This is a genomic window from Ignavibacterium sp., assembly GCF_025998815.1.
Taxonomy (GTDB): domain Bacteria; phylum Bacteroidota; class Ignavibacteria; order Ignavibacteriales; family Ignavibacteriaceae; genus Ignavibacterium.
Window position 1 is genome coordinate 1,154,910 of the sequence record NZ_AP026678.1, and the last position, 12,560, is coordinate 1,167,469.

General features: G+C 33.3%; 11 protein-coding genes and 1 tRNA gene. 6 read left to right on the plus strand and 6 right to left on the minus strand.

Annotated features, from left to right (window positions below):
• Positions 1-14: 14 nt before the first annotated feature.
• Genes Q0X14_RS04925 through Q0X14_RS04940 form a run of 4 tightly spaced genes read right to left on the minus strand, consistent with a single transcriptional unit; the run spans position 15 to position 5,208 of the window.
• Entirely contained in the window at positions 15-1,358 is a 1,344-nt protein-coding gene (locus tag Q0X14_RS04925; protein WP_297843255.1) for a hypothetical protein, read from the minus strand.
• Positions 1,359-1,385: 27 nt separating this feature from the next.
• A complete protein-coding gene (locus Q0X14_RS04930; RefSeq protein WP_297843258.1) occupies positions 1,386-2,609 on the minus strand; it encodes a peptidoglycan DD-metalloendopeptidase family protein in 1,224 nt (407 codons plus the stop codon).
• Positions 2,603-3,391 (minus strand): DUF4292 domain-containing protein, encoded by a 789-nt coding sequence (locus Q0X14_RS04935; RefSeq protein ID WP_297843261.1) that lies wholly within the window; start codon positions 3,389-3,391, stop codon positions 2,603-2,605. The genes Q0X14_RS04930 and Q0X14_RS04935 overlap by 7 nt, the downstream gene beginning before the upstream one ends.
• Positions 3,388-5,208 (minus strand): tetratricopeptide repeat protein, encoded by a 1,821-nt coding sequence (locus Q0X14_RS04940; protein ID WP_297843264.1) that lies wholly within the window; start codon positions 5,206-5,208, stop codon positions 3,388-3,390. Before Q0X14_RS04940 ends, Q0X14_RS04935 begins: the two co-directional genes overlap by 4 nt.
• A gap of 100 nt (positions 5,209-5,308) precedes the next feature.
• On the opposite strand from Q0X14_RS04940, the gene Q0X14_RS04945 reads away from it, so the two are divergent.
• From Q0X14_RS04945 to Q0X14_RS04970, 6 genes are all read left to right on the plus strand, one after another.
• Positions 5,309-6,220 (plus strand): hypothetical protein, encoded by a 912-nt coding sequence (locus Q0X14_RS04945; protein ID WP_297843267.1) that lies wholly within the window; start codon positions 5,309-5,311, stop codon positions 6,218-6,220.
• On the plus strand, positions 6,217-6,600 hold the full coding sequence (locus Q0X14_RS04950) for a hypothetical protein (RefSeq protein WP_297843270.1): 384 nt from the start codon (positions 6,217-6,219) through the stop codon (positions 6,598-6,600). Before Q0X14_RS04945 ends, Q0X14_RS04950 begins: the two co-directional genes overlap by 4 nt.
• Positions 6,601-6,655: 55 nt before the next feature.
• The gene (locus Q0X14_RS04955; protein WP_297843273.1) at positions 6,656-7,432 is read left to right on the plus strand and encodes a YjbH domain-containing protein; all 777 of its coding nucleotides are present in this window, start codon (positions 6,656-6,658) and stop codon (positions 7,430-7,432) included.
• Positions 7,433-7,582: 150 nt separating this feature from the next.
• Positions 7,583-8,656: a hypothetical protein gene (locus Q0X14_RS04960; protein ID WP_297843276.1), complete on the plus strand. Its 1,074-nt coding sequence runs from the start codon at positions 7,583-7,585 to the stop codon at positions 8,654-8,656.
• Positions 8,653-9,117, plus strand: coding sequence for a hypothetical protein (locus Q0X14_RS04965; RefSeq protein ID WP_297843278.1), 465 nt, complete (start codon positions 8,653-8,655; stop codon positions 9,115-9,117). The genes Q0X14_RS04960 and Q0X14_RS04965 overlap by 4 nt, the downstream gene beginning before the upstream one ends.
• 2 nt (positions 9,118-9,119) lie before the next feature.
• Positions 9,120-10,538, plus strand: a complete 1,419-nt coding sequence (locus Q0X14_RS04970; RefSeq protein ID WP_297843281.1) for an outer membrane protein transport protein — start codon at positions 9,120-9,122, stop codon at positions 10,536-10,538.
• A gap of 54 nt (positions 10,539-10,592) precedes the next feature.
• On the opposite strand, the gene Q0X14_RS04975 is transcribed toward Q0X14_RS04970, so the two are convergent.
• Both Q0X14_RS04975 and glmS read right to left on the minus strand, forming a co-directional pair.
• Positions 10,593-10,665, minus strand: a tRNA-Phe gene (locus tag Q0X14_RS04975).
• Positions 10,666-10,715: 50 nt separating this feature from the next.
• The gene (gene glmS / locus Q0X14_RS04980) at positions 10,716-12,548 is read right to left on the minus strand and encodes a glutamine--fructose-6-phosphate transaminase (isomerizing) (RefSeq protein ID WP_297843284.1); all 1,833 of its coding nucleotides are present in this window, start codon (positions 12,546-12,548) and stop codon (positions 10,716-10,718) included.
• Between the last annotated feature and the right edge of the window lie 12 nt (positions 12,549-12,560).

The window sequence follows — 12,560 nt, forward strand, 5'->3', positions numbered from 1 at the left end:
CCCTTGTAATTTGATTAAAGATTGAAAGGATAAACGAAATAAATCCTTGGTTCAATTCTTTTCTGAGGTTTATATCCGGTTATATTATCATTTGAATCGCGTTCGGGTGTAAAAGTCCAGTTATAGACAATTGAAACAATTAGATATGGCAGAGGTTTATATCCAAACTCCGTAAAAAGATATGAACGATCATCAAGCTTGAAAAGATCTTTTTCATCCTGAATATTAACTTTATCATAACCAGCTCGCAAAACAATTGAACCATCTTTTGGAGATACATCTGTTCTTAAATTAAGTATTCCACTTTTAGGTTCTTTATCCAATCTCTGATAAGCACCATAAATATCAAAAAGACCTAACACTCTTACCAACAAATCTCCATAAAATCCATTCAAATCATTTCCAACATTTTGTAAAGCAAGTGCTTTGCTTGAAAAATTATTATTTACAGTATCGAGCTTGAATCTTTCAATTTCATAAAATGAATTGAAGTATGATGGGATGTATTTATCCTGATTAAATCTTCTTTCAAGTTTTGCAGAAAGTTCAACCAAACCCAGACCATTAAGATCAAGCTTTACACCGCTTGCCATACCGCTTCCAAAATTTGATATTTTGTTATAGTCGAAATAAAGCAACAAAGTTGTAAATCCACTTTTAACAACTGGTAATCCTATATCAAAACCAAAAATTGATAATGCGCCTTTGTCTTCAGTTTTAACGAACTCACCTTTTTGTGAATCATAATTTCCGGCAAGCACAGTGGCATTTTTATCAAAGTCAGTTGCGTAAGTTGCACCTAATTCCAGATTACCAATAATGGGAATGTTTCCTGCTTCAGTAAATTTTAATGGCCGGACATAACCTCTTATTCCGAATAATCCTGCTTGTGCAAAATTTCCATAAATGGACTCAAATCCCAGGTTACCAAAATCAACATCAGCAACTAAACCAATTCTTCTTGCATCGAAAGTTGGACTGTTATTATAATAGTTAATAATTGTTCCGTGTCCTAATGTATAATAATCCAATGCACCAAGCTTAATGAAGACCGGATCATTTTTATAACCATAGCGAACATATCTGATTATGCTTAGGTAATCTGTAAACTCATTAAAGTTTTCATTTCTAAGTTTTCCCTGTGAGTCAAAATCAAGGTTCAAATCAAGCCCGACTCCAAAATTTGAAAATGAAACTTCAGGACGAAAACTGATTCTGTAGTGTGGTTGACCATCAATCCAAATTAAACCAGCACCACCGGTAAAAAATCCTTCGTCAGGTTTTGGTTCTTTATAAATCTGACCAAGCAGACTTTGAACATAAAGTATTATTAAAAACAGAATTGTAGTTATTTTCATAAATACCTCTTAATGATATTTTTTAATTTATTTTCTTAACCAGTTTTCAGGATTAACACTTTGTCTTCCATTCCAGATCTGAAAGTGAAGTACATTTCCTTCAAGCGATTCACCGACTTTCCCTATAAGTCCGCCTGTTTTTAATTTATCACCTTCACTAACATATACTTCAGCAAGATGACCATAAACAGTTTTGTAACCGCCTTTGTGTGATACAATTAAAACTGTTCCATAACCAGGCAACCATTCAACAGCACTTACAACACCATCAGCTACAACTTTTACAGATAATTCGCCTCGTGCTAAAATATCTATTCCATAACTAACTGTAACTGTGTTGAGCTTAGGATTTCGCTGTTCGCCAAAACGAGTAATAATTTTTCCTTTAGAAACAGGCCAAATCATACTCCCTTTCATCTCCGAAAAAGATGTGAAGTTTTTTGTTGACAAATCTATATCATATTCAGCTTCGTTATTTATAACTTTCTTGTCCGTAACATTTTTATCCGTAGAGGCAATCATCTCTTTTTTCTTTTCTGATTCTTCAATCAATTTTGAGATGAGATTTTTTATCTGAATTTCTGCTTTTTTTCTGTCATTAAGTTTTTTTGAGATGTTGCTTTTGTCTTTTCGCAGAACTGAGAGAAGTTTTTTCTCTTCATCAAGTCTTTTATTTAATTGAGTAATCTCCGATTCCTTAGCTTCTTTTAATTTTCTTCTTTCCTCAAGTTCTTTACTCAAAACTAACTTTGCATCTGATAGTTTAATTTTACTCTCCTGCAATCTTTCAATATCAGATTTTCTTCTGTTAGAAAACTCGCGAAGATATTTTATTCTTAAAACTGCCTGATTAAAACTTTGTGCATCAATTACTGATTCCAGTTCAGAAGTTTTTCCATACTTATAAATCGCCACAACATAACGTGAATAATTATTTTTAATTGATTCAATTTCAGATTCAATCCGCGATATTTCTTTTTTGATACTTTCTATCTGGGATTGCTTTATGCTTTCTTCTTTTTGAAGAGAAGAAATAACTTTTGAAATCAGATGTGTTTGCCGGCTAAGATTATTATAAGATTCGTAAGTCAGTTTTTCCTTTTTTGATTTTGCATTAAGTTCATTCTGCAATTGCTGTAATTCTGATTTTATCTTCTCCAATTCCAGTTTCTTCTTTTCAATCTGAGCATCCTGTGCAAGAAGAAGAAAAGAGAAAAGTAATAGCGTTGTATGTAGTATCTTTTTTACCACTTGACTATTGTAGCATCGTCAGGAATCTTAAAATCAATTGCAATATCTTTTTTATTAACTGAAATTTTTCTGTACTCAACATCTATTTTCTGATTATCAGCACGATTAAGCACAGAAATTTTATAAGGAATAGCAACATTCTCAATCAATTGAAAATCAGAATACTTCCCTTCCAGGTCTATCAGACCATCATCTGATTTAAGAATGTATTCCGTGATGCCTAATCTTCTGATGTCAATTTTGTAAACTGATGTCAATGCATCATCAGGATTAATGTATGTGAGGATATATTTATCGTAAATGACTTCAAACTTATCCGGTGATTTATAAAGATTTGAACTAAGATTTACAGAACCGGTAAAAGCATCAACTATATCACTGAAAGATAAATTTATTCTGAAAATGTTTTGTAATACATCAGAATCTGCTTCGCCTGTATAAGCTGTGTTTTGAAGTGCATCATAAAAAATGAAACCTGAATTCGTGACTATTGCCTGCGCTAACTCGATTCCAAATGGTCCGAAGAATGTGATGTAAACTGAGTCAGGTTTTATCATCACAACTCTGAAGGTAGCCGAGTTTTGTAATGTGCTTGAATTAACTGTAATTGTTCCCTGACCTTCAAAATTTCTTATTCTTCTTCTGTTTGCTTCTAATCTGTTTATCAACCTGTCCGAAGATAGAATTTCTACTTCATCAGTTGGCTGTGATGGAACACAGCCGGTTAAAGTTAGTTCAATTAAAGTTACAACAAATAAAAAGCTAAATAATATTTTTTTCAAAGTTCACCTTTATTGATTTTATCTTCAATTTCTTTTTTTGACGGATCAAGCTGAAAAGCTTCTTTCCAAAGCTCAATAGCTTTTTCTTTATTGCCTAATTTAAACTCAACATCTCCGAGATGATCGATTATAACGGCACTTTTTGTCCCCTGTTCAATAGCTTTGGAAATATATTTTTTTGCCTCTTCATATTTTCCTAATTGATATAGAATCCAACCTTTTGTATCAAGGTAAGCGGTATTCAACGAATCTTTTTCAAGTGCGAGAGTAACCATATTCAAAGCTCTTTCAAGTTGAATGGCTCTGGTTGAAAGTGAATAAGCATAATTATTGTTAATCAAAGGATCATCAGGTTTAAGTTGCAGTGCACGTTCATATAAACTGTCACTCAATTCAAATTTCTTTTGTGCATTGTAAATCAATGCAAGTGTACCAATAACATTAACATCATTTGGATCAATGGTAAGTGCCTGATTCAAATAATAAATTGCCTGATCATCTTTCTTAAGTTGATTCAATGTATATGCATAAGCAGAAAGTGTATTCAGATCATTTGGATTAAGAGAGACAGCTTTTTTAAGATAAGTCTCAGCTTCATCATTTTTAGATTGCTGTGACAAAGAAATTCCAAGTATAAAATTTATTGCATAGTTATCGGGAAATGATTGAATTGCCTGAAGTAAAATTTTTTCTGCCTCCTCATACTTTTTATTATCAAAATATAAGGCGCCGAGTCTTATCCACGCATCAACATTCCAGTTTGCATTTTCGGTTACATATTTAAAGTATTCAATTGCAATTGAATCGTTATTCTCTTCGATTGCAATTGCACCTAAAACAATTTTTACAGCCCAGTAAGAAGTATCTCTATCAAGTCTGGAGAAAATTTGCTTTGCCAAAGGTTTCAGCGAGGAGTCGGTAATCGATTTTTCGAAAAACAAATAACCAACTTCAAGTTTTGCATCGAGATTTATTTTTTCATCATCAAAAACAAAATTTAGAGTTCGATATGCTTCCTGCCATTTATTGTCCGACAAAAGTATCTGAGATTTTCTTTGAATCAGCTCAAGGTCAGCAGGATAAAGTTGAATCAACTCATCTAAAATTTCTATTGCCTCAGAATTTCTTTTTGCTAAAAGAAGATTTTCTACCAAAGATTTTTTTAATTGAATATTCGAAGGATCAATTTCCAGAAGCTGTTTAATTGCTTTGATAACACCTTCGGTATTATTCAATTTATTGTTCAATTCAACTAAACGAAACAAAACATTCCACTCAGGTCCTATTAAGTCAATTATCTTTTCATACATTTCAATTGCTTTAATTGGTCTGTCATCCTGATAAAGTCTGGCAAGTTTGTAATAAAAATTTTGATTAGTTGGGAAAAGTTGAATTGCTCTTTCCAGAACAATAATTGCAGAATCCTTTTGCTTACCGATGTTATAAATATCAGAAAGTAAATCAAAGTAATCTGATTGAGTTGAATCAAGAGCAACTGCCTTCTTGGAAGCATCCAAAGCGAGGTTCAATTTATTATTGAATAAAGCAGCTTTGGCATAAGTATATAGAAGTCCGGCAGAGGTGTCAAATTGCAATGCGGTTTCAAACTTTTTCATTGCAAGAGAATAATTACCCTGCTGAAAATTCACATTTCCATCAATGAAATTTTCAAGGGCAATCTTCTTCCTCTGCTCAGGTGATAAATCTAATTCTGACTTTTTAATTTCTTCTATTGGTTTTAATTCTTTGGATGAGGAACAACTCAACAAAGAAAAGATTAGAAGAATTGCCAATAAATATTTAACTATAAAACTCATTTTCACAGGCGAAAATATATCATTGCCATAAAGCAATAACAAGTTAATGAATGCTTCCTTATTGTTCTTATCTTTGCTGAGAAAATAAAATAATTTTTGTATGAATACATATGACTTTGCAATTGCATTCACCTGGGAATATGATTTCGATTTTGTAGATGCGATTGAAAAAATTCTTCAGGCTGAAGGTTTATCAACTTACAGAGTTACAGATTACAATATCAAAGAAGTTACAGAAGATGTCAGATTAAAAAAGCTTTCATTCAGAACATATCTGGATAGAGCATCTGATGTTGATGATGACTATCTTGAACTTGCAAAAATTCTGACCAGAAGGAAAATAAGAATATTTAATCCTTATGATAAAGTTCAGCACGCAATTGATAAAGCTTCTATGCATCTGGAATTCATTACAGCGGGATTGAATGTTCCTTATTCAATTATAATTCCACCTCACAAGCATAATAATGATTTAAAAATTTCGGTTGATGATCTCGCTGTGCTTGGCAGGCCGTTTATAATCAAACCATGTAATACAACTGGTGGTGGAATCGGAGTCGTTACCGGAGCAGAAACATTAAAAGAAGTATTGGACGAAAGAAGCACTTTCGATAATGACAAGTATATTCTTCAACAAAAAATTTACCCAAAAACTCTTGACGGAAAGAGAGCATGGTTCAGGTGTTTCTGGGCTTTTGGAAAAGTAATCTGCTGCTGGTGGGATGATCAAACTCATATCTATGAAATTATAACACAGGATGAGTTTGAAATTTTTAATCTTAAAAAGTTAAATGAGATTACCCGAAAGATTGCCAGACTAACAACACTTGATTTTTTTTCAACTGAAATTGCAATTACTGAAGAGAATAAATTTGTCGTTATTGATTATGTGAATGATCAGTGTGATATGAGATTTAAATCGAAACATCAGGATGGAATTCCGGATGAAGTTGTTTATGATATTATCGAACAACTTAAAAAAGCTGTTATTAAAGAAGTAAAGAAAAAATGAGACGAAAAGACCTGATAATGATTTTAGTTTCTGCATTAATAATTTTATTAATTCTTGGTTATTACTTTCTTTATAATATTTATGAAATTAAAGTCGAGGTTAATCCCTCACAACTTTATGCAGATGTAAATTCAAAGGTTGAAATAAAGGTTATTCCAATTAATGCACTTGGTTCGAAAGCAATTTTTCGATATACAGAAAGTGAATTTGAAATAATTGAAGGTAAAGAATTGGTTGAAGTGGAAACAATTGACAAAAAGAATTCTCTTATGAAAATAAAATCAAAAGGAATTGAAGGTAAAGTTGGTATAAAGATTATTAATAAACACTCTTTATTCCCACAATATGTTGAAATTCTGATTTTACCTCTTCGAGTCTGAAAAAGAAAATTTAAATGGTTATTTTAAAGTCAAAGAAAATTTGAAGTGAGGATTTATGAAAGTGAAAATTTTATCAACGATTTTATTTCTGATTATTGCATTTAATCAAAATTACTCTCAAGGAACTGCTGGTGAATCAGCAAAGTTTGAATACAGATATCTGATAGATATGCCAACCGCTGGAATACTTGAAAAAGGTATGGTAGGTGTTACTACAGATGTACTTCCAGCTGGTGTTGTAGTTGCAAAGATGGAGGTTGGGGTCTTTCAAAATGTTAGTTTTGGAATTTCTTATGGTGCTGCAAATCTGATTGGTTCAGGAAAACCAAATTGGTATGAATTGCCTGGAGTAAACATTAGATTCAGAATGATTAATGAATCGTTAATTCTCCCAGCTTTAGTAATTGGATTTGATTCACAGGGCAAAGGTGAAGAATTTGAAAGTCCAAAGAGATTTGCAATAAAATCTCCCGGATTTTTTGCTGCTGCAAGCAAAAACTTTGCATTACTTGGATATCTGAGTTTGCACGGTGCAATTAACTACTCTCTTGAAAAAAATGATGGCGATAACTTTCTTAATCTTTGGGTAGGTGCGGAAAAAACTTTAGGACAAAATTTCTCAGTAATTGCTGAATACGATTTCGCACTGAATGATAATGCGGCTTCATCATTTGGTGAAGGCAAAGGATATCTTAATCTTGGATTAAGATGGGCAATTGGTTCTGGGTTCACACTTGGTTTTGATTTGAGAGATTTATTGCAAAACAAAAGATGGAATCCAAACGCAGCAGACCGCGCACTAAGAATTGAATACATTCAAAGTATATTTTAATGTTTGTTGCTAATTCTGGACATAATAGTTCAGAATTAGCTACATTATTTGAACACATCTATCTTAGAAACTAAAGTTTAGCACTTACTTTTCTCCTTTCTTAAGGCAAGATATTTGCCAATATTTCTACAGTTATTTACGGAGGTTGAGATGAAAAATTTATTTTTATTACCTTTGATTGCAATTCTGTTTACAGGATGCTATACTCAGATTGCGCTTGATAAAGATAAAAGATCAAACGATTCAGATTATTACTATTCGCAATCTGAAGATCAAAATGATGATGATTATACCTATGAGGAAACTTATTCCGATACTCTTTATGACAATGAAGGAAATGAATATCACTATCACTTTTATGGATATCCGATTTATAGAAAATATTATTGGGGTTATTACCCTTCTCTTCATATATCCATTGGTATAGGAAACCCTTGGTGGTATTATGATCCATGGTATTGGGATCCTTGGTTCTGCGACCCATGGTATCCAACCGTGATTTATTATTCAACTTATTGGTATCCGGGCTATTATTATTGGTATCCTCGATATTACGGTAGCTACTGGACTTATTATCCTTCAATTTATAAATACCGATCAAATGATGGATACAGAATAAGAAACTCAAGCGGTTTCAGAAATAATCTTGTTACACGAAATGACGGCAATCGTGGTACAGACCAGATACTTCGTGATCAATTAAGAGTTAGAGAGAGAAATCTTCTAACAACAAGAAATGAAAATCTTAGAGAGCGAAATGAGTTAAGAAATCGTGATAGACAAACTGATGTTCGCAATAGAAACAATGATCAGCTTTTACGATCGAGAGAAAATATTGATGAGAACAGGAACAGAATTGAAGTACAAAAAAGAAAAGATGTACGCGAAACCGATAGAAACAGAATCGAAATTCGAAATCGTGAACAAACTGACGGCAATAATAACGACATCAGAAAACAAAATGAAATTAGAAAAAGACAGGAAGAAAGAAAACCGCCACAGATAAAAAGAAATGAAAACACTGAGTCAAGAACTCCAAGATATAACAATGATAGTAACAGAAACAGAACTCCGGAGAGGACCTATTCAACGCCCAGGAATAACAATACTCCAAGGTCTTATAGTCCTCCGACAAATAATACATCCAGACAGAATTCAACTCCACCACCAAGAAATAACGGTGGAAACAGAGGAAACTCCGGGTCAGACAGGAGCAGAAGATGAAAAAAATAATTTTAGGGTCAGCGGTTTTATTGTTCTTACTTCAGGGATGTTACACAGTAATTTTAACTCCCGAAGACAGAACGCCAGTTTATGACAACTATTATGGCTTCTATCTCAGTGAATATTTTGGTTCTTATGGAAGTTATTATGAGGTTCCATGGTGGATAACAACTCCAATTGTTACAATAAGTAATGGATCAACGAAAAACAGAAGTACTGATACTCAATCAATTAGAAATAATGATGGATTCAGATATGAATCCGGTTCTCGTGATGGTATAATTACAACCCCACCACCAAGCAGGGACAATAGTTCATCTACAACAACTCAAAAATCAGGAACTTCTTCGGGAAATGAAGTAAGAAGTAATACAAATTCTGGTAATAGTTCGGGAAATTCAAATTCCGGTTCAATCAGAAATGAAAACGGAAACAGAAATTCAGGAAACAGCAGGAGATAAAAATGTTATACAGAAATATTCAGTTAACATTAGTAGTAATTATTTTCAGCACTTTAACTTTTTCTCAAAACTATAATGATGCTTTGAGAGTAAGTGTGCCTGGATTAGGTGCAAGTGCAAGAGCATTAGGAATGGGAAACAGTTACATATCATTAAGTGATGATGGTTCAGCTTCATTCTTTAATCCGGCAGGATTAGGTTTGGTTAAAAAACTTGAGTTTATGGGCGGAATAGATATTACTTCATTTAATAATTCAACAAAATTCTTTAATCAAACTACGGAAAGTAATTCCAGCCAAACGAAGTTAGATAATATCAGTTTAACTTTCCCAATTCCAACTTTAAGAGGAAGTCTTGTATTTGGATTGTCCTACAATACCACAAAGGATTTTGTCGGAAGTCTTGAATTCAATGGATTTAATAACGGCAGTAATTCAAAAATCCAAAGCTTGCTTGATACTGATATTCCATACGATTTATATCTGACTGATGATAATGGTAATACTATCATCAATGGAAGATTAAATCAAAGTGGAAATATGCTTAACTCAGGTTCACTTAATCAATGGACATTAACAGGAGCTATTGAAGCTTACAGAAATTTGTTCATCGGTGCAAATGTATCTGTTGTAAGTGGTAGCTTCACCTCTGATTTTGATTACTACGAAGACGATACACAAAATATTTATCAGGGTGAAACTGCACCGGGTTACCCTTCAACTACTGATTTCCGAACTTTCTATTTAAAGAATTTATTGAAATGGGATATTGAAGGTTGGAATGCAAAAGTCGGGTTTCTTTATCAGTTTGAAAAAATAGCAAGACTTGGATTAACAATTCAATTTCCTAAAGTCTATAAGATCAATGAAGATTTTAATGTTGAAGGCAGGAGTGAATTTGCAAATGCTTCTGTTACTTTGGACCCTGAAAAATATAGTGACAAAGTTAAATATGATATCACTTCTCCCTATGAAATATCGGGCGGTGCTTCCGTAAATCTAAAAGGATTAATAGTTAGTGCACAAGCAACTTACATTGATTATAAGGAAATGGAATTTTCAAACGGAGAAGGCATATCTTCAACATACTTTTCGGATCAGAATAAACGAATTAAAAATTTAATGAGACCAGTTGTTAATTATAATCTTGGTGCTGAATATACCTTCCCTGAAATAGGTTTCAGATTAAGAGGTGGATTTATTCTTCAACCTTCGGCTTTCAAAAATGATCCATCTGACTTTGATAAAAAATATCTTACTGCCGGCGTTGGATTTCTTTCTGATGGAGTTATAGGAATTGATATAGCTTATGCTTATGGTTGGTGGAAAGATGTTGGAGATAATTATGATTCAAATGTCTCAAGAACTTTTCAGGATATAACATATCATAAAGTTATGTTAACAACTTCATACAGGTTTTAATTAACTAATTTGCTAAAAAACAAAAAACCTCACTTTTGAAGTGAGGTTTTTTTGTGGGCAGAGACGGAATCGAACCGCCGACACAAGGATTTTCAGTCCTTTGCTCTACCGACTGAGCTATCTGCCCTTAAAAATTTTGGCGCACAAAAATATAGATTTTTCATTTAATCACAAAAATTATTCAACTGTAACACTTTTAGCTAAATTTCTCGGCTGATCAACATTTAATCCCTTTTTAACTGCAATATGATAAGCCAATAGCTGAAGTGGAATAACGGTCAGAATAGGTCTAAGCATTTCAATTGTATCAGGAATTTTGATTGCGTAATCAACCAAATGATCAATCTCATCATCATTTTCACTTGCAATAGCAATTATCTTTCCTCCGCGAGCTTTTACTTCCTGAATATTACTTTTAATTTTCTCATAGGTCGAATCCTTTGGTGCAATGAATACAACAGGCATATTCTCGTCAATTAATGCTATCGGACCGTGTTTCATTTCTGCTGCAGGATAACCTTCAGCATGAATGTAAGATATTTCTTTTAGCTTAAGCGCACCTTCAAGTGCTACCGGAAAATTATAACCTCTGCCGAGGTAAAGAAAATTCTTTGCATCTTTAAATTGCTCAGCGATAATTTCAATCTCAGAGTTTAGCTTCAATATTTTTTCAACTTTATCGGGAATTGATAATAGTTCTGAAGCTATAAGTTTTCCATCCTCTCTGCTTAGATTCTTTTTTCTTCCAACTAAAAGAGTAATCAGAGCTAAAACTACTAATTGAGAGGTGAATGCTTTTGTTGATGCAACTCCAATTTCAGGCCCGGCATGAGTATAAACTCCTGCATCACTTTCACGTGCGATTGAACTTCCAACTGCATTACAAATTCCCAATGCTAGCGCACCACGCAATTTAGCTTCTCGCAATGCAGCTAATGTATCAGCGGTTTCACCACTCTGAGAAATAAAAAATACTGTATCTTCGTTACCAACAATTGGATTTCGGTATCTGAATTCTGATGCGTACTCAACTTCAGTAGGAATTCTTGTAAAATGTTCAAACATATATTCGCCAACCAACCCTGCATGCCAGCTTGTTCCACAAGCAGAGATTAAAATTCTTTTTGAATTCGCTAATCTATCTGCAACATCAGTAAGTCCACCCAATTTCGCATTACCTTCATCCAATAAAATTCTTCCGCGCATTGAATTACGGATTGACTCAGGCTGCTCCATAATTTCTTTTAGCATAAAATGCGGATAACCACCTTTATCAATTTCCTCAAGAGACATTGTTATTTCGTGGACTTCTTTCCTGATATCTTCATCATAAATTGTTTTTGCACAAAAATCATTTTTGGTTATTACTGCAACCTCACCATCTTCGAGATAAACAACCTGTTTTGTGTAAGCAATTACTGCTGATACATCTGATGCAACAAAATTTTCTTCATCTCCAAGTCCTACAACTAAAGGAGATCCCTTGCGAGCTGCTACAATTTTATCCGGTTCTTTTGTATAAATTATTGCAAGACCGTAGGTGCCTTCAACTTCCTGTAAAGCAAGCTGCACTGATTTAACTAAATTATTTCCTTTCTTAAGAAATGAATCAATCAGATGTGGTAGAACTTCGGAGTCAGTTTCACTTTTGAATTTATAACCATTATTTATCAAACTTTTTTTAAGAGTCTGATAATTCTCGATTATACCATTATGAATAAGAAATAATGAACCATCTGAATTTGAATGAGGATGTGCATTTGTCTCATTTGGAATTCCATGTGTTGCCCATCTTGTGTGACCTACTCCGATGGATGATTGAAGATTTAGCTGCTCAACTTTTTCCTGTAATAGAGATACCTTGCCTTTATTCTTTATGATTATTGAGTCATTGCCATTTAGAATTCCTATTCCTGCAGAATCATATCCTCTATATTCAAGTCGTTTCAGACCTTCAATTAAAATGGGCACACAATTTCGTTTGCCGATATATCCGACAATCCCACACATAATTTTTATTCC